Genomic DNA, 16,555 nt, shown 5'->3' on the forward strand with positions numbered 1-16,555 from the left:
GACATTCGAGAGCTGAGCCCGCGGCCTCACGACAATCCAGTGACCCGCATGGTGATGTTGATCCGTCCATGGGACAGGCCGCAGCCAAGCGGCGCCGTCCCCGGGAGGACTTTGGGGATGCCGTGATAGGCAAACCGTGATGGCCCGCCGAAAACGAAAAGGTCTCCGGAACGCAGCTCGACGTCCTTGTAGGGTTTGGTGCGTGTCTGGGCGTTACCGAAACGGAAGACACACGCCTCGCCAATGCTGAGCGACACCACAGGGGCGCTGGAGCGTTCGTCCTTGTCCTGGTGCATTCCCATGGCTGCGCCATCATCGTAAAAGTTCACCAGCGCGGCATCGGGTGTGTAGTCGTCCGCGAGGTTTGCCAGGGGATCATTGTCCTCAATACCAGAGGCGTAGGCCGCGTTAACAGCCTTCCGCCCCAAGCGGACCATCCAATCCGGGAAGTCGAGCACGGGACGCCCGTTGACGTCAGTGGCTTCCCGTGTGTACCGGTAGGGCTGCCAATGCCAGCCCAAGCACACCGTTCGTACGGACATCTGGTGGCCGCCCGGAAGGGTGGCGGCCCGCAACGGAACTGGCCCGTGCGTCCATTCGTCAAAGCGCTCCACTATCCAGCGCTGCTGCTCCATGGTGAGCCAGCCAGGGAGGTGAACAGCCCCCGGCGCTATCAGGCGAGGGCCGGCGTCGTGGTCTTCCGGCTGCACCAGCTCAAGCGGAAACAGGGCGTCGTCACTCACGCCGCTGCCTCAAGGGTGAGCAGTGCGCGTTTGGCGTCGGTTCCACCGAGATAGCCGCCAAAGCTGCCGTCGGATTTCACCACCCGATGGCACGGCACGATGACCGGAAGCGGGTTGGTGGCGCAAGCGGTTCCGACTGCGCGGACCGCGTTCGGGCTGCCTGCGGCTTGGGCAACTTGCGCATAGCTTTCGGTGTTGCCGTAGGCGATGCGAGGCAGGTGCTGAAGTACATTCAGGCGGAAACCGCGGGCCAGGCGGAAATCCAAAATGAGATCGAATTCCCTCCGCTTGCCGCTGAAGTACTCGTCGAGTTGGCGGGCGGCGTCCTCCAACCGCGCTGGTGCTTGAAGGATGCGGGGGCTGACGCTGTTTGCCAGCGCCTGCAGGACCTCGACATGGTCCTCCACTTCGAACGCCACCCGGACGATCCCACGGTCGGTGGCCGCCAGCAGGAGCTTACCCACCGGCGAGTCAACCACCCGGTACGCGACGTCCAGGGTGTGGGTCAGTTGCGCGTCGCGGGCCAGGCGGGCGCGAAGACTGGCGATGGCGGGCTCGAGTCCGTCGTCGAGCGGGTGCAGGAGCTCCGCGACTTCGGAATGGTCCAGGGTTGGATCGAGGGTCATCGGATTTCTCCTTTCGAGGAATGAGCCAGTACGGAACGTTCCGCGAGAGCCAAGCGGAGCGCTTTCACGCCGTCTGCGCCGGCGCGACGTGCGGCCTCCGGGGTGCCACCCAGCAAGATGGCTATGTCCTTGTACGCGAGGCCTGCTAGGTAGTGGTATGCCACGGCCTGGCGCTGTTTCGGTGGAAGATGACTGACGGCGTCGAGCAGTTCCGCATTGCCCGCGCCGGGAATGCCAAGGCCGGAAGGCCGCTCCGGCGGAGAGTCGACGGGGACGGCACGACGGGAACCTGCACGCACATGGTCGATGCACTTGCGGTGGGCGATGGTGACCAGCCAGGCTTGCACGTTCGCCTCACCCGGAAGAGCGGGATAGGCCTGCAGCGCGGACAGGAAGGTGTCGGACCAGGCGTCGTCAGCATCATGCACGCCGAGCACTGCACGGCACACCCGGAGCACAGTGGCGCCATGTTCCTGGACGACTGCCTCGAACGGCACTTTGGCCGTAGCCGACTGATCTAGCTGCATCAGAAAAGCTTTCCCTCTCTCACAGCCGCTGGTTCTTCAAGCTCCAAGAGGAACCGCTTGTTCCGGAGGCCGCCTGCGTATCCAGTGAGGTGTCCTTTGCGGCCCACCACTCGGTGGCACGGGATGATGATGCTGATGGGGTTGCGTCCCACAGCGGATCCGACGGCCTGTGCAAGGTGGGGATCGCCCAGCTCGGCTGCCAACTCGCCGTAACTGACTGTTTCCCCAAAGGGAATATGTCGGAGCCGATCCCAGACCTTTTCCTGGAAGGGGTTCCCACGGGCTTCGCACGGAACCGTGAATTCCGTCCGCTGGCCGGCCAGGTAGTCATCAAGTTCAACCCGGGTCAGCGCAAAAACGGGGTCCTCGAGCTCAGCCGGTTCCCCGAAGTAGTCGGGAGGAGGCATGTGCCAATGACCCTCGTAGAAGATACCCGTCAAGAATTCGCCGCGGGCAGTCATCGTCAACTGCCCTAACGGGGAGTCCATGGTGGTGTGCCGGATGCTCATATCTTGTAGACGTCCTAGGGCACGGAAATGTGAGGTGCGGAATTCCTAGGAGCGCCAGCGAGTGGTCATGAGGAAGCCGACAATCGCGATGCCGAAGCCTGCCACGATGTTCCAGGAGGCCCAGTCGCGGACGGGGAATTGGCCCTCGGTGATGTAGAACGTGATGATCCAAATCAGGCCGATGATCATCAGGCCAAACATGACTGCCTTGTACCAAACCGGGTTGGGCTTGTACTGCTGTGCTGCGGAAGTCTGCTGGGCCTGACGGGCAGGCCGCTTGCGGGGCTTGGACTCGGGCACGGATCCTCCTTGGCTGTTGGTTAATACCCGTTCCTGTCAGCCTTGATATCCTGCAGGAAGGAAAATTCCAGCGGTTAACGGCCACGCGGCGTTCCGGGTTGGTTCTAGCTGTCAAGTCTAGCCGCAACTCGGGGTCCGCCCGCGCCGTCCGTGCCCGATACGAGGAGACCCCGTGGCGCACCAGCAGACGACGGCGGCTTCAGCCGCGCCGTCCGCCGGCAGAGGCCAGCAACAGGGTCCGGGCAGGCCGCTCCGAGCCTCGGACGTCATCCGCAAAATCAGCCAGATCCTGGGCGAACTCCTCATTACTGCAGGCGTTGTCCTGCTGCTCTTCGTGGGCTGGGAACTGTGGTGGACCAACGTGGAAGCCGATGCCAAGCAGACCGAAGCCATCAAGAGCTTTGCCCAGGATTTCAACGGCCCGTTGGAACCCGCAGCACCGGACGTTTCGGTGGACTACGGCGTGCCCGTTGTGGGTACAGCTCCGGGCTACGGCGGGATGATCGGGATCATGTACGTTCCCCGGTTCGGCGCGGACTACACCCGTCCCATCATCGAGGGCACCGACTCCGGCGTCTTGGACACACTCGGCCTGGGCCACTACGGCAGCACCAGCATGCCGGGAGCCGTCGGCAACTTCGCAGTTGCCGGCCACAGGCAAACCCATGGCGCCGTGCTGGACAACATCCACACGTTGGTTCCCGGAGACAAGATCTACGTCCAGACGGCGGACGGCTACTACACCTACGTTTTCCGCAACAACCAGATCGTCCTGCCCGAGCGCACGGATGTTTTGTTGCCGGTTCCCACCCAAGCGGGAGCCGCACCCCAGGAGAGCATCCTCACCATGACCAGTTGCAACCCCCGATTCGGGGCGCAGGAACGCATCATCGCCTACTCCCTGTTGGAAAGTTGGCAACCCGCCTCGGCCGGACCGCCGTCGGAAATCGCCGCCCAAGTAGCCCAAGCAAACGGAAAGGGGTAACGGATGTACGCGTGGATCTTCCGCAACTTGCCCGGCCCCCTCTGGGTGCGAATCCTGACATGCTTGGTACTGGTGGGCGTAGCCCTGGTACTGATGGTGGAGTTTCTCTTCCCCTGGTTCTCCCAATTCACCACATTGACTGACTCGACGATTGGTTTAGTGCAGCAACCATGAGCACAACAAAAATCCTGGTAGTGGATAACTACGACAGCTTCGTCTACACCCTGGTGGGATACCTTCAGGAGCTCGGCGCGGAAACGACCGTGGTCCGCAACGACGACGTGACGCTCGCAGAGGCCACCGAACTCGCAGCAACCCGCGACGGAGTCCTGGTGTCCCCCGGTCCCGGCACGCCCGCCGAAGCCGGCGTCTGCATCGAACTCATCAAATGGTGTGGTGACAACAGCAAGCCGATGTTTGGCGTCTGCCTGGGGCACCAAGCCCTCGCCGAGGCCTACGGTGGCGTGGTCACTCACGCCCCGGAGCTCATGCACGGCAAGACCTCTCCGGTGCGGCATGAAGGCAAGAGCGTGTTCGCCGGTCTTCCCTCGCCCGTGACGGCAACTCGCTACCACTCGCTCGCAGCGGTCCGCGACTCCATCCCGGACGTCCTGGAAATCACGGCCGAGACCACCAACGGCGTGGTGATGGGGTTGCAGCACAAGACCGCTCCCCTCTGCGGTGTCCAGTTCCACCCGGAATCGGTGCTCACTGAAGGCGGCTACCAGATGCTCGGCAACTGGCTGGAATCCCTCGGAATGACCGGCGCCGCCGAACGCGCTTCCAAGCTGAGCCCGCTCATCAAGCAGTAGCTGAGGGAGGCTGGCACCGCCGCGGTCCGACAGCTATTTCTTGGTTTCCGTCGGCTTCGGGGACGGCTTGTCCTTGTCCGTGGGGGTCGGCGTAGGCGTGGGGACTACCGGAGCCTTCGCCACCGTCACTGTGACCGACTTGCCCTGATCCACCTCGGTGTTGAAGGTCTCGCTCTGGGCAGTGACCGTGCCCGGTGCCACCTGGGAGTTCTCCTGCTCCACCACCGCCATGACCAGTCCGTTGGCCTTGAGCGTGGCTTCCGCTTCGGCCAACGGGAGCCCAATCAGCTGCGGCATGAGTACTTTGCCCGAGGAAACCTGCAGTTCAACCTTGGAGGAAGCCGCAATGGGGCCGCCTGGTGCGGGTCCGGTATTGATCACCAGTCCCACAGGAACAGTGGGGCTGTGTGTCCGGACGGTCACGATATCGCCGGTAATCCCGAGCCTGCGCAGGGCATCACGAGCGTCCGGCTCCGTCCGACCCACGATATCTGCGGGTATGGTGATCGAGCTGGGGCCGCTGGAAATCTTGAGGATGACCTCGGCGTCCCGGTCCAGCATTGAGCCGGCACTGGGTGCGGTTCCGATCGTCATGTCCTTGGCGACCGAATCGCTGGGCTCCCGAACCGTTTTCGGCACCAGCTTGGCCGAGTAGATTTCCTGGATGGCCTGGGATTCGGACATGTTGGCCACCACCGGGACGGCGATCTTGGCCGGGGGCGGCGGCTGCATGTTCATGAGGCTGTACAGCCAGAATCCACCGCCGGCGAGCACCAAGAGCGTGAAGATCACCAGTGTTGCTGCCCATGCACGACGGCGGGACTTTTGGCCTGCTGTCCGCTCGCTCTCCGGCGGGAGGCCCAGGGGAAGGGGCTCTTCCTGGACTTGCTCGGCCGGGTGGTCCCTGAACTGGTCGGCATCGAGGAATCCCACAGCGGTGGCGCTCAGTAGCTGGGTTGCCGGGTCTTCCGTGTCCACGAGGTCGTTCGGGTCGGTAGGAGCCTCGCTGGCCGGCAATGCCGGGACAGGGATGCCGTTGCTGGCGGCGCGCAAGGCGCGGCGGAAAGAAGCGGCGTCCTGGAAACGGTCCGTTCGGTTCTTCTGCAGGGCCTTGGCCAGGACGGAATCCAACGCTTCGGAGACTTCGGGGTTGTGCGCACTGGGCATGTCCGGAATTTCACGGACATGCTGATAGGCAACAGAAACGGGGCTGTCCCCGATGAACGGTGGCCGGCTGGTCAGCAACTCATACAGGAGGCATCCTGCCGAATAGAGGTCGCTGCGGGCGTCCACGGTTTCGCCACGGGCCTGCTCCGGTGAAAGGTACTGCGCGGTACCCACCACGGCCTGCGTCTGCGTCATGGTGGCAGCAGAATCCGCCATGGCACGCGCTATGCCAAAGTCCATGACCTTGACCTCGCCGGTGTCGGCACAGACCATGACGTTGGCCGGCTTGATGTCGCGGTGCACGATTCCGGCCCGGTGGCTGTACTCCAGGGCGGCCAGGACCCCGAGTGTGTACCCAATGGAATCCTCGACGCCCAGCTCGTTCGCTTTGATCATGTCGCGCAGGGTACGTCCGGACACGAACTCCATGACGATGTACGGAACCCGCACGTCCTCTCCGGGACCTCCGGGGACGGAATATTCGCCGGTATCGAAGATCGCCACGATGGAGGGATGGTTCAACGCCGCAACGGCCTGGGCCTCCCGTTTAAAACGGGCCTGAAACTGCGGATCGCGTGCCAGGTCCGCACGCAGGACCTTGACGGCGATGGTCCGGCCCAGGAGCGTGTCCGTTCCGCGGTAGACGTCCGCCATGCCGCCACGACCGATCAACTCACCGAGTTCGTAGCGAGCATTGAGGATGCGCTGTGAAGACACAGGTGTGCTCTCCTCTCGATGCGCGGGACCGGGTCGTGGCGTAGACATGGCGGATTAATTAGTTGTTCGGGCTGCCGGTGCCGCTGGGGCTGGCGCTCGAGGAACCGGGGTTGGTGGGAACGACGTTCCTGGACAGGAAGTAGGTCACGGTGGAGCCTGCTTCCACCTGCGTTCCTGCAGCAGGCGAAGAGCGGACGAACGTGCCCGGCTGCTGGCCAACGGCGCCGTTCACGGGATCCCCTGCCACCCAACGCAGCCCGGCGCCTTCGATAGCTGCCCGAACCTGTGATTCGTTGGCACCTACGCCGATGTTTGGCACGGCCACGAGCTCAGGGCCCTTGGAGTACTGGACTGTGATGGTAGTCCCGGGATCCACGGCACCTGTGGGATTGAGGTTGATGACTGTTCCGGGGGCCGACGCATCGAACACTTCCTGGCCGTCTACACCCAAGCCCGCAGCACGAAGTTCTGCGCTGACCTGGTTAAACGGCCTTCCCAGGAACTGCTCGGGGATGACATTGATCTTTTCCGGAGTGGTCTGCGTAGGAGACGGAGCCTCGGAGGTCTGCGTCTGGGTGGGAGTCGCTGACTGCGATGTCGCCGTCGGGCTGGCGCTCCGGCTGGGGCTGGTGGACGTCGTCTCCGTGGGACCAGGGTTCGGCGAGAAGAATCCCGACTGCGAGATCAGGAAACCAACCAGCGCGAACAGGACCAGCAGGATCAGGGCGACAAGGGGCCAGGTCCAGGGACTGCGCTTCTTGCGTTCCGGCTCGGCGTCGTCGAAGTTTTCGTCGTCGCTGTAGACGACTTCTTCCTCGTCGTTCAGCTGCCGCTCAGCCTCCAAGGCGTTGGCACGGGTCAACGGGTTGTCCGAAGATGCCGCTGCGGCTCCCAAAGCAGCCCCGGCTGCACCGGCGCCGAGCACCGGAAGGGCGGAGGTCGCCGTCGTCGACTGTTCCTTGCCGTAAGGAGAGGTAACGACGCCGGTGGGGGCCGTTGCGGTGTCCACCGGCGCCGTGATGGGTCCCGTGGTGGATTCGAACAACAGCATGCCGGGTACGGCGGCGTGCGCCGTGGCAATGTCGCCGTTGCGGATGGCTTCGGCAGCTTCTGCCAACTTGATGGCATTGGCCGGACGGTTCTTGGGGTCCTTGGCCAGCATGGACATCAAGAGCGCGCGCACGGGGGTGGGCAGCGTCTCCGGAAGGGGCGGCGGGGCGTCGTTGACCTGCGCGAGGGCAATGGCAATCTGCGATTCGCCGGAGAAAGGACGGTGGCCGGTGAGGCATTCGTAGCCGATGACGCCCAAGGAATAGATGTCTGAGGAACCCGTGGCGGTTTGGCCTGTTGCCTGCTCAGGAGCCAAGTACTGGGCGGTGCCCATGACTTGACCGGTCTGCGTCAGCGGCACCTGGTCCGCAAGGCGGGCAATGCCGAAGTCCGTGACTTTGACGCGGTTGTCCGGCGTGATCAGCAGGTTGCCCGGCTTGATGTCGCGGTGGACCAAACCCTGGGCGTGAGCCACGGCAAGGGCCCTGGCCGTCTGCGCGATGATGGAAAGCGTCATATCCGGCGACAGCACCTGCTCGCGCTCAAGGATGCCGCTGAGCGGGTGTCCCGGGACGAGCTCCATGACCAAGTAAGCAGAACCGGCTTCTTCGCCGTAGTCGAAGACATTGGCGATGCCCACGTGGTTCAGGAGGGCGGTGTGGCGCGCCTCGGCACGGAAGCGCTGGAGGAAGCCGGGGTCCCCCGTGTATTCCTCCTTGAGCACCTTAATGGCAACGATCCGGCCCAGGATCTGGTCCTTGGCCTTCCAGACCTCGCCCATGCCGCCAATCGCAATGCGACTGGTCAGCTGGAACCTGCCGCCGAGTGTGATTCCCGAAGTAGGCCTCACTTATTCAACACCGCCTCAAAAATCTTCTTTGCGTTCGGACTGGTTAGCTTGGCACCGCTGAGCACATCCACACCTTCCATGACGATGGTGACGGCTACTTGCGGGTCGTTTGCCGGGGCGAACCCGGTAAACCATGAGTTGTTCAAACCTGAATCTCCGAGCTCGGCGGTACCGGTCTTGCCGGCCACCTTGACGCCCGGAACGGCAGCACCGTTGGCAATGCCGTTGTCCACCGCGCTGGTCATCCACTCGGTGATCTGGCTTGCGATGGGGGCCGTGGTGCTGGTGCGGAGGGATTCGGGCTTGGATTCGCTGATGACGCGAAGGTCCGGAGCGCGGACGGCCTTCACCAGGCTCGGCTTCATCTGAACTCCACCATTGGCGATGGCCGCTGTCATGAGGTTGATTTGCAGCGGGGTTGCCTTGACGTCGCGTTGGCCCACCGAGGACTGCGCCAGTTGAGCCTGGTCCAGATCCTTGGGGAAGATGCTGGGAGCCATTTGGAGCTTGAGTTGATCGCCGAAGTTATCGCCGAAGCCGAACTTCTCCGCCTGTTCCCGAATGGCATCCTGGCCCAGATCAAGGGCGATACTGGCGAACGGTGTGTTGCAGGACTGCTCCAAGGCAAACACGAACGTGGCCGTTTCGCGGACGTTGCAGTTTCCGCCAGCGTAGTTGGGCAGGCTCGCACTGGAACCGGGAAGGGGCAGGCTGCTGGGGTTCGGCAGTTCGCTGTCCTTGTTGTACTTGCCCGAGTTCAGGGCAGCAGCCGTATCAACGAGCTTGAAGACTGAACCGGGCGACAACAGGTTGCCGGTGGGGCCACTGACGTTTTGGTTCAGGTTGATGCCGGGAATTTGGTTCAACTCGGTGTAATTGGCATCGGCCGTGGCGCGATCATGGGAGGCGATCAGATTGGGATCATAGGACGGCTTTGAAGCCATGGCGAGGATGGCACCAGTCTTGGGATTGGTGACCACAATGGATCCGCGCTGCCCGTCGGGAATGAGGTCGAAGGCCAGTTGCTGGATGGCAGGGTCCAAGGTCAGTTCCACGGAGGCGCCCTTGGGCTCGTTGCCCAGGAACATTTGGCTCATGCGATCCAGGAATAGTTGGTCCGAGTTGCCAGCAAGGGTTTCCCCCATCGATTGCTCCAAGCCGGTGGAACCGAAGAACTTGGAGAAATATCCGGTGACGCCTGCATATAGCTCCGGCTGGTTGTACTGCCGCTGGAAGGCGCAGGACTCTGTTCCGGGGACTGATTCCGCGATTGGCTTGCCACCGACGATGATCGATCCCCGCTCGTTGCAGAACGACGCCAGGATGGCCCGCTGGTTCCAGGGGTTGGCGTTGAGGTCATCGGCGCCAATGACCTGCACGTAGCTGATGGCGCCGAAGATCAACGCGAACATGGCGACGGCAGCTATCCAGCTGCTGCGAATTGCCTGATTCATTGTTGCTTCACCGCCTCCGTGGGTGCGCTGGGGGTTTGTGCTGTGACAGGTTTCGGTGCGCCAGGATTGCTGCTGGTTGCTGGTGGTTTATTGACCATGGGAGTGGTGTCTACGGGACCACGTGCCGTGTTGGAGATCATGAGCAGAAGGCCAACGATGATCCAGTTGGCCAGGAGAGATGATCCCCCGGCAGCCAGGAACGGCGTGGTGAGGCCGGTCAACGGGATGAGCCGGGTGACGCCGCCAATAACCACAAAGCACTGGAGCGCGATGGCGAAGGACAAGCCACACGCCAGGAGCTTGCCAAAAGCGTCACGGGTTCCCAGAGCCGCACGGAAGCCACGGGTGAAGAGCAACAGGTAGAGCATCACCACGGCGAAGAGCCCGATCAGGCCCAGTTCTTCGCCGATGAGGGCCACGATCATGTCGCTGTTGGCGAAAGGAACCAGGTCGGGCCTGCCTTGGCCAAGTCCGGTGCCCACCAGGCCACCGTCCGCCATGCCGAACAGGCCCTCGACGATTTGCCCACTGCCGCCTGGGGACCTGCCGAAGACCTCCGGGGTGAACGCATTGATCCAACTGTCGATGCGGAACGCGACGTGGGAGAAGATCTGGGCGGCAATGAAGCCACCGCCCAGGATCAGCAGCAGGCCGATAACCACCCAGGAGATACGGCTGGTGGCCACGTAAATCATCACGATGAACAGGCCGAAGAAGAGGATGGAGGATCCGAGGTCGCGCTGGAAGACGAGCACGCCGATGCTCACCAACCATGCGGTGATCATGGGCCCGAGGTCCTTGAACCTCGGGAACTGCATGGGGCCGATCTTGCGGCCGGCCAAGAGAATCAGGTCCCGGTTGGAGGAAAGATACCCGGCGAAGAAGATTGCCAGCGTGATCTTCGCAATTTCGCCCGGTTGGAAGGTCATTGGACCCACGCGGATCCAAACCCGCGCACCCAGGATCTCACCAGCGGAGATACCCGGAATCAAGGGGAGAAGCAGAAGGAAAGCACTTGCCGCCAGCGAGATGTACGTAAACCGGCGCAGGATTCGGTGGTCCTTGAGGAACCAAATCACGGCAATCGAGACAGCCATGGCAATCAACGTCCAACGGAGTTGGTTGTTGCCAGTGTCGTCGCCGGGGCCGTCCATCCGGTGGATCAGGGCAAGGCCGAGCCCGTTCAGGGCCACGACGATAGGAAGTATTACCGGATCGGCATACTTCGCCCGAAGCCTGAGGACAATGTGGAACGCGAACGCTGCTACCGCGAGCAAGCTCGACTGGAACCAGAAGTCATTGTCCAGGCCGGACTCGGAGTTGATGCTCACCAAGGCGCTGGCGCCGATTCCTACGGCCAAGGCCAAGACGATGAGCACCAGCTCTACGTTCCGGCGGGGCTTGGGAGTTGTCTCAGTCTGGATCATTTGGCCGCCTCACAGAGAGTCGGGACGGGCGAAGGGCTGGGGGTAGCGACGGCCGCTGTGCTGGGCACGGGCACGCTGGTGGTGGGGGACGGCGTTGGGGTAGCGCTTGTCGTGGGGCAGTTGGCGGAGGCACTGCCGGTGTTCTTCAGGTTTTCCACAATCCGCTGGGCGTCGTCGAGGTCGCCTGCGGGGACGGTCTGGCGCACGCTCTGCTGGCCGTATTCCGGCAATGAGTCCACCCTGACGTCGGTAACGGCTTCGAGCCTGGAAAGCTGGATAGGCCCAAGCCGCTGCGAAATGCCGTTGAAAATGGCAACACGCTGATCGAACTCGCCCACGTAGTAGCGCGTCTGCGTCCAGGCATAGCCGAGCCACAGGCCCACCACGACGCCAAGGACTACGACGGCAGCGACCGCCGGCATGAGCCAGCGGACACGGCGACGTGGCGGTTCCTCGGCTTCAAGACGATCCTGCTCAGCCTTGTGGGTCAGGACAGTGGCGGCCCGACGAGCGACAGTGCGTCCTGCGACTGTGGGAATGGAACCTGATTCGGCTGCGGTGGCCGCGGCCCCCACGAGTTCATGGGGCCGGCTTGCGAGTTCTTCGCGCAGGACCTCGGCAGACAGGTGCTCACCGAGATGCGGGTCGGTAGTGGCAGGAGGCTCACTGGACCCGTTCGAAGACTCAGGCGCATCGGGGGATTCGTTCTTTGGCGCAGTTGGATCGCCGGCGCTGAACGAGGATCCTCCGTCGGGCGTGGCCTGCGGACCCGGTTGGGTGTCGTCTGCCGTTTTGGTCGCCGAAGGACCTTCTGCGGACTTGGAGGCGGTAACAGCTTCAGGCTCGTCCACGGCGGCAAGCATCGCGGCCGGAACGACGTCGACGGCGGCCGTGTTGACGTCGTCGTCGGTTTCTTCTGCTATCTCCACCATCACCACGGTGACGTTGTCCGGGGCCCCGGCTTCCAGCGTGAGGTCCACGAGGATCTCTGCGCACTCGCGCAGGTCCTTGGTCTCGCGGACCATGCGCTCCACGACGTGGCCCGCTACGTAGTTGAGGCCATCGGAGCACAGCAGCCAGCGTTCGCCGGGTTCGACGTCGAGAACGTCCAAGTCCAGTTCAGGGCTGGCGTCGACGTCGCCGAGGACTCGCATCAGGACGTTCTTATGGGGGTGGGTCTCGGCTTCTTCGGGGCGGAGACGGCCTTCGTCAATAAGGCGCTGTACGAACGTGTGGTCCACGCTGACTTGCTCGAATTTTTTGTTTCGCAGGCGGTACGCGCGGGAGTCGCCGATGTGCGCAAAGTGGAGTTTGCGGTCTTCAAGGAGCAGGGCGGTGACCGTGGTTCCCATTCCGGAAAGCTTGGGATTCTGGTGGACCAGCTCTGAAAGGAGCGAATTGGCAGTCTGGATCTCGTCGGCCAGGACCGTCTCGGCGCCGTCCGGATAATCGTCGTGATCCAGGTGGATCATGTCCAGGACCGTTGAAGCTGAGGCGACGTCGCCGCCGGCGTGACCGCCCATGCCGTCGGCCACGACTGCAAGATGGCGGCCCACGTATGCGGAGTCGTCATTCTTGGAGCGGATCCGGCCGACGTCGGAGCGCGCAGCGTAGCGCATGATGAGGGGGCGCTCCGCGGGCGTTTCCTTGCCTTCGGGGGTCTCGGGGGAGGCCATTGGGCTACGGCCTCAATTCAATGACCGTCTTGCCGATTCTCACGGGGACGCCAAGCTCAACCGGCAAAGCGCGGGTGAGCTGTTGATCGGCCAAGTAGGTGCCGTTGGTGGAGCCGAGGTCCTCGATGAACCATCGGCTGCCCTGCGGGAACAGGCGGGCGTGCCGGCCGGAAGCGTAATCGTCTTCCAGGACAAGGGTGGCTTCCTGTGCCCGGCCGAGCAAGATGGGGCTTGCTGCCAAGGGAACAGTAGTGCCCTTGAGTGGGCCCTCGGTGACCACCAGGGTGCGCGCATGTTGGATTGCCGGCGGCGGAGACGCGGCCAATTCGGGGTGCTTGCGGACTTCGCGTGCCGTGGGAACTCCGGTCACTGCCTTGCGGCCGATCTGGAAATCGCGGCGCATGGTGGACACGATGCTGAAGATCAGGACCCACAGCAGAAGGAGGAACCCGAAACGCAGCGCTGTGATGGTCAGCTCGCTGATGTCGTTCACGCGTGGCCACCCGGGGTTTGGGGGAGGAGGCGGAAAATGATCTTGGTACGTCCCATCGTGATGGTTGAGCCGTCTGTGAGCTCCACGCTGCCGTTTACCTTATGTCCGTTGACGTAGCTGCCATTGGTGGAGCCCATGTCAACGGCCCACGTGCTGCCGTTCTGAGTGCGAATCTCAAGGTGCTTCCGGGAGACGCCCGTGTCATCCACCAGGATGTCGGCTTCCGAGGAGCGACCCAGCACCACGGACTGGGCGTTGAGGGAATAGCGCTGGCCTCCGATGTCCAAAACAGGTTGGAGGCGGGTGGGCTGCCGTGCCGGAGCTGCCGGCACGTGGGCCCGGGGAGCTTGCGGAGCCGGAGCTGCGTCGTCGGACGATTTCTCGGTCCGGGAAGCGATTTCAAAGTGGCCGGCGCGTTCTTCGTCATTTCGACGGAACGAGATCCTTACCGCGCCCTGGAGCGTGTAGCCCTGGCTTCGGACGTGCTGGATGACGACGTCGCAGAGTTCCTCGGCCAGGGGAGTTCCCCATTCCTGGGCCCGGGCGAAGTCTTCGTCACTGAGGAGGACATCGAAAACGTTGGGTGCAAGTGTGCGGCCGGCGGCGATGGTGATGGACTTGTTGTCCAGTTCCCGCCTCAGCTTGCTTGCGATCTCCACTGGCTCAACACGCGCCCGCGACCCCGTGGAGAAGACGTTGCGGACGGCTTTTTCAATGCCACGTTCGACTTTGTCCAGCAAACCCATGGTCCTTCTCCTTTCCTTGCCGCGGCACCCGTTGTGCCTGTCCGATAGTCCGTCCATCTGTCCGTCTGTGCACACGGCGAAGTACGCGCCTGACGGCCCTTCCACTTCCCGATACTACTGGGACTGACTGGGAATGGCCTTAATCCACAACGCCTTGCGACCCGGAAAAGTTCGATCCCGGCCCTTGCTGACGCGGGAGTGGGGGCGAGAAATTTCCATGGAGTTCAAGCTCTGTTGGGCGTCTTTCGGCACCGTCCACGGGGGCCACTACCACTCGATTGGTGTTTTGCCGGGGATGTCCGTTATGCTTGATCTCGCTGCTTTTGAAGGAAACGAAGCTGGGAGACCAGCTGAAGTCCGGAAAAAGAAGTTGCGCGCGAGTGGCGGAACGGCAGACGCGCTGGCTTCAGGTGCCAGTATCCGAAAGGGTGTGGGGGTTCAAATCCCCCCTCGCGCACGCAATCGAAAGAGCCCCGGTCTTAGGATCGGGGCTCTTTTGTTTTTCCCGGAGGGATGCGTGTTTGATTCTTGGTGGGACGCGCGGAACCGTCAGCCGCGTGCTGAAGCCGCGAACCGGCGTCGTGAGTTGCTCAAGTGCAGGCGCATGGCTGCTGCGGCAGCCACTTGGTCGCCCTCTGCGATTGCTTCGTATATAGAGGAATGCTCGTGCACCACTTGCTCGAAGCGTTCGCGGGAGTTTTGCTCATCACCGGCCACAAGACGCGGGCGCGGCATGGTGATCATGGTTTGGCCCAGGGCGGAGATGCAGTCCGTATAAAAAGGATTGCCGGTGGCGGCTGCAACTGCGCGGTGGAACTCGAAGTCCGCCTTCATGGAGTGGGCAGGGTGGCCCGAGCTCGCAATGAATTGCTCCAAGGCGCCATGCGCGGCCTTAAGTTGGCGTTCAGTGTGGTTCCGCGCGGCTAAAGCGGCGGCTTCGGTTTCGACGCCGATGCGGAAGTCGAGCATCTGAAGCCGCTCTGCCATGCTGGAAACGGCTCGCGTTCCAGGCGCGGGCGAGGGGCCTTCCGCGGGCGGAGTCAGCGCAAAGCTGCCCCGCCCACGTTCGGTTTCCACTAGTCCCTCGGCCTGCAGGTGGGTCAGGGCGGAGCGGACGACTGTCCGGCTCACCCCAAACTCGCTGATGAGGGTGTTTTCGCTGGGGAGCTTCTCACCTGGCTGGATGACGCCGTCGACGATGCGGTTGCGAAGGTCGGCGGCAAGATCCGCGGTCAGGTTTCGGCTCATGGATTCAAGATTACGCGCCGAACTCCACGGATTCGGTGGTCCAGGCACGGGCCTGCTCGCTCAGGGTGACGCCCAGTCCGGGGCGGTCCGGAACGATCATGCGGCCGTTCTTGGTTTCCAGGCGCTCCTCGAACAGCGGGTCCAGCCAGTCGAAGTGCTCCACCCACGGCTCGCGCGGGTAGGCGGCGGCCAAGTGGAGGTGGATTTCCATGGCGAAGTGCGGAGCCAGGCCAAGGCCTCTTTCATCCGCCAAGGCGGCGAGGCGCAGGAATTGGGTGATACCGCCGACGCGGGGGGCATCGGGCTGGATGATGTCGCAGCTGTTGGCGTTGATGAGGCCCTTGTGTTCTGCGACGGACGCGAGCATTTCACCGGTGGCGATGGGCGTGTCCAGGACCTGTGCCAGATGTGCGTGGCCCTCGAAATCGTAGGCATCCAGAGGTTCTTCGATCCAGATGAGGTTGAATTCCTCGAGTTGGCGCCCCATGCGCAGCGCTGTGGCCCTGTCCCACTGTTGGTTGGCGTCCACCATGAGCGGGACGTCCCAGCCGATGTGCTCACGGACTCCGGCCACACGGCGCAGGTCTTCCTTGGAGTCGGGCAGGCCAACCTTGATCTTGATGCCGCCGATGCCGTCGTCGAGGGATTGCGTGGCGCGCTCCTTGACCTCGTCCAAGGTGGCGTTGAGGAAGCCGCCGGAGGTGTTGTAGGTCTGGACGGAGTCGCGGTAGGAACCCAGGAGCTTGGCCAGGGGGAGTCCGGCGCGCTTGGCCTTGAGGTCGTAGAGCGCAATGTCGATCGCGGCGAGAGCCTGGGTTGCCACACCCGAGCGGCCCACCGAGGCGCCGGCCCAGAGGAGCTTGGTGTAGATCTTGCCGATGTCGTTGGGATCCTCACCGATGATGCCTTCGGCGACTTCCTTGGCGTGGGCGTACTGGGCCGGCCCGCCGGCGCGCTTGGAGTAGCTGAAGCCCAGGCCGCTGTGGCCCTGCTCCGTGGTGATCTCGGCGAAGAGGAACACCACTTCCGTCATGGGCTTCTGCCTGCCGGTGAAGACTTTGGCATCGCTGATGGGTACGGTGAGGGGCAAACGTGCCGTGGACAGCTTGACGTGGCGAATGAGATCTACGGTGCTCATGGTTCTCCTAATGGGGCGGGGCGTCCTTGCCTGCCACTTAGGATACAAGTTTCAAACTTGTACTACAAGGGTTTGAAGTTATTGTGA

16 protein-coding genes and 1 tRNA gene are annotated in these 16,555 nt (G+C 63.0%); 3 read left to right on the forward strand and 14 right to left on the reverse strand.

Annotation, left to right across the window (positions count from 1 at the left end; translation table 11 throughout):
- Positions 1–26: 26 nt before the first annotated feature.
- Genes FQP90_RS07005 through FQP90_RS07025 form a run of 5 tightly spaced genes read right to left on the reverse strand, consistent with a single transcriptional unit; the run spans position 27 to position 2,705 of the window.
- Entirely contained in the window at positions 27–743 is a 717-nt protein-coding gene (locus FQP90_RS07005; RefSeq protein ID WP_144649002.1) for an alpha-ketoglutarate-dependent dioxygenase AlkB family protein, read from the reverse strand.
- Positions 740–1,369 carry a methylated-DNA--[protein]-cysteine S-methyltransferase gene (locus FQP90_RS07010; protein ID WP_144649003.1) on the reverse strand — a complete coding sequence of 210 codons (630 nt, stop codon included), beginning with the start codon at positions 1,367–1,369 and terminating at the stop codon, positions 740–742. Before FQP90_RS07010 ends, FQP90_RS07005 begins: the two co-directional genes overlap by 4 nt.
- Positions 1,366–1,896, reverse strand: a complete 531-nt coding sequence (locus tag FQP90_RS07015; protein ID WP_144649004.1) for an RNA polymerase sigma factor — start codon at positions 1,894–1,896, stop codon at positions 1,366–1,368. The genes FQP90_RS07010 and FQP90_RS07015 overlap by 4 nt, the downstream gene beginning before the upstream one ends.
- Positions 1,896–2,405 carry a methylated-DNA--[protein]-cysteine S-methyltransferase gene (locus tag FQP90_RS07020; protein ID WP_144649005.1) on the reverse strand — a complete coding sequence of 170 codons (510 nt, stop codon included), beginning with the start codon at positions 2,403–2,405 and terminating at the stop codon, positions 1,896–1,898. The genes FQP90_RS07015 and FQP90_RS07020 overlap by 1 nt, the downstream gene beginning before the upstream one ends.
- A 45-nt stretch (positions 2,406–2,450) precedes the next feature.
- Complete coding sequence (locus FQP90_RS07025) at positions 2,451–2,705, reverse strand: cell division protein CrgA (RefSeq protein ID WP_144649006.1); 255 nt, start codon at positions 2,703–2,705, stop codon at positions 2,451–2,453.
- Between the two features lie 157 nt (positions 2,706–2,862).
- On the opposite strand from FQP90_RS07025, the gene FQP90_RS07030 reads away from it, so the two are divergent.
- Together FQP90_RS07030 and FQP90_RS07035 are read left to right on the forward strand one after the other, a co-directional pair.
- Positions 2,863–3,690 carry a class E sortase gene (locus FQP90_RS07030; RefSeq protein WP_144649007.1) on the forward strand — a complete coding sequence of 276 codons (828 nt, stop codon included), beginning with the start codon at positions 2,863–2,865 and terminating at the stop codon, positions 3,688–3,690.
- A 170-nt stretch (positions 3,691–3,860) separates the two neighbouring features.
- Positions 3,861–4,502, forward strand: coding sequence for an aminodeoxychorismate/anthranilate synthase component II (locus tag FQP90_RS07035; RefSeq protein ID WP_144649008.1), 642 nt, complete (start codon positions 3,861–3,863; stop codon positions 4,500–4,502).
- Between the two features lie 33 nt (positions 4,503–4,535).
- Here the strand turns inward: FQP90_RS07035 and pknB are convergent, their stop codons facing one another.
- Genes pknB through FQP90_RS07070 form a run of 7 tightly spaced genes read right to left on the reverse strand, consistent with a single transcriptional unit; the run spans position 4,536 to position 14,082 of the window.
- Positions 4,536–6,434 carry a Stk1 family PASTA domain-containing Ser/Thr kinase gene (pknB, locus tag FQP90_RS07040; protein WP_144649009.1) on the reverse strand — a complete coding sequence of 633 codons (1,899 nt, stop codon included), beginning with the start codon at positions 6,432–6,434 and terminating at the stop codon, positions 4,536–4,538.
- A gap of 10 nt (positions 6,435–6,444) precedes the next feature.
- Positions 6,445–8,286 carry a protein kinase domain-containing protein gene (locus FQP90_RS07045; protein ID WP_144649010.1) on the reverse strand — a complete coding sequence of 614 codons (1,842 nt, stop codon included), beginning with the start codon at positions 8,284–8,286 and terminating at the stop codon, positions 6,445–6,447.
- The gene (locus FQP90_RS07050; protein ID WP_144649011.1) at positions 8,283–9,740 is read right to left on the reverse strand and encodes a penicillin-binding transpeptidase domain-containing protein; all 1,458 of its coding nucleotides are present in this window, start codon (positions 9,738–9,740) and stop codon (positions 8,283–8,285) included. The genes FQP90_RS07045 and FQP90_RS07050 overlap by 4 nt, the downstream gene beginning before the upstream one ends.
- Positions 9,737–11,167 (reverse strand): FtsW/RodA/SpoVE family cell cycle protein, encoded by a 1,431-nt coding sequence (locus tag FQP90_RS07055; protein WP_144649012.1) that lies wholly within the window; start codon positions 11,165–11,167, stop codon positions 9,737–9,739. The genes FQP90_RS07050 and FQP90_RS07055 overlap by 4 nt, the downstream gene beginning before the upstream one ends.
- On the reverse strand, positions 11,164–12,843 hold the full coding sequence (locus FQP90_RS07060) for a PP2C family protein-serine/threonine phosphatase (RefSeq protein ID WP_144649013.1): 1,680 nt from the start codon (positions 12,841–12,843) through the stop codon (positions 11,164–11,166). The genes FQP90_RS07055 and FQP90_RS07060 overlap by 4 nt, the downstream gene beginning before the upstream one ends.
- Positions 12,844–12,847: 4 nt before the next feature.
- Positions 12,848–13,327: an FHA domain-containing protein FhaB/FipA gene (locus FQP90_RS07065; protein WP_089597073.1), complete on the reverse strand. Its 480-nt coding sequence runs from the start codon at positions 13,325–13,327 to the stop codon at positions 12,848–12,850.
- Positions 13,328–13,332: 5 nt separating this feature from the next.
- Positions 13,333–14,082, reverse strand: coding sequence for an FhaA domain-containing protein (locus tag FQP90_RS07070; protein WP_144649014.1), 750 nt, complete (start codon positions 14,080–14,082; stop codon positions 13,333–13,335).
- Positions 14,083–14,456: 374 nt separating this feature from the next.
- Between FQP90_RS07070 and FQP90_RS07075 the strand changes: the two genes are divergently transcribed.
- Positions 14,457–14,539, forward strand: a tRNA-Leu gene (locus FQP90_RS07075).
- A 92-nt stretch (positions 14,540–14,631) separates the two neighbouring features.
- Here FQP90_RS07075 and FQP90_RS07080 read toward each other — a convergent pair.
- A complete protein-coding gene (locus FQP90_RS07080; protein WP_144649015.1) occupies positions 14,632–15,330 on the reverse strand; it encodes a FadR/GntR family transcriptional regulator in 699 nt (232 codons plus the stop codon).
- Between the two features lie 10 nt (positions 15,331–15,340).
- Positions 15,341–16,468, reverse strand: coding sequence for an L-talarate/galactarate dehydratase (locus tag FQP90_RS07085; protein ID WP_144649016.1), 1,128 nt, complete (start codon positions 16,466–16,468; stop codon positions 15,341–15,343).
- Positions 16,469–16,555 lie beyond the last annotated feature (87 nt).

The organism is Paenarthrobacter nitroguajacolicus, from assembly GCF_007786235.1.
Taxonomy (GTDB): Bacteria; Actinomycetota; Actinomycetes; order Actinomycetales; family Micrococcaceae; genus Arthrobacter; species Arthrobacter nitroguajacolicus_A.

What these genes read in the sequence shown, in the direction of transcription:
- FQP90_RS07010 (WP_144649003.1), bottom strand. Translation starts at nt 1,369, where the DNA reads ATGACCCTCGATCCAACCCTGGACCATTCCGAAGTCGCGGAGCTCCTG.
- FQP90_RS07015 (WP_144649004.1), bottom strand. Translation starts at nt 1,896, where the DNA reads ATGCAGCTAGATCAGTCGGCTACGGCCAAAGTGCCGTTCGAGGCAGTC.
- FQP90_RS07020 (WP_144649005.1), bottom strand. Translation starts at nt 2,405, where the DNA reads ATGAGCATCCGGCACACCACCATGGACTCCCCGTTAGGGCAGTTGACG.
- FQP90_RS07035 (WP_144649008.1), top strand. Translation starts at nt 3,861, where the DNA reads ATGAGCACAACAAAAATCCTGGTAGTGGATAACTACGACAGCTTCGTC.
- pknB (WP_144649009.1), bottom strand. Translation starts at nt 6,434, where the DNA reads ATGTCTACGCCACGACCCGGTCCCGCGCATCGAGAGGAGAGCACACCT.
- FQP90_RS07050 (WP_144649011.1), bottom strand. Translation starts at nt 9,740, where the DNA reads ATGAATCAGGCAATTCGCAGCAGCTGGATAGCTGCCGTCGCCATGTTC.
- FQP90_RS07055 (WP_144649012.1), bottom strand. Translation starts at nt 11,167, where the DNA reads ATGATCCAGACTGAGACAACTCCCAAGCCCCGCCGGAACGTAGAGCTG.
- FQP90_RS07060 (WP_144649013.1), bottom strand. Translation starts at nt 12,843, where the DNA reads ATGGCCTCCCCCGAGACCCCCGAAGGCAAGGAAACGCCCGCGGAGCGC.
- FQP90_RS07070 (WP_144649014.1), bottom strand. Translation starts at nt 14,082, where the DNA reads ATGGGTTTGCTGGACAAAGTCGAACGTGGCATTGAAAAAGCCGTCCGC.
- FQP90_RS07080 (WP_144649015.1), bottom strand. Translation starts at nt 15,330, where the DNA reads ATGAGCCGAAACCTGACCGCGGATCTTGCCGCCGACCTTCGCAACCGC.
- FQP90_RS07085 (WP_144649016.1), bottom strand. Translation starts at nt 16,468, where the DNA reads ATGAGCACCGTAGATCTCATTCGCCACGTCAAGCTGTCCACGGCACGT.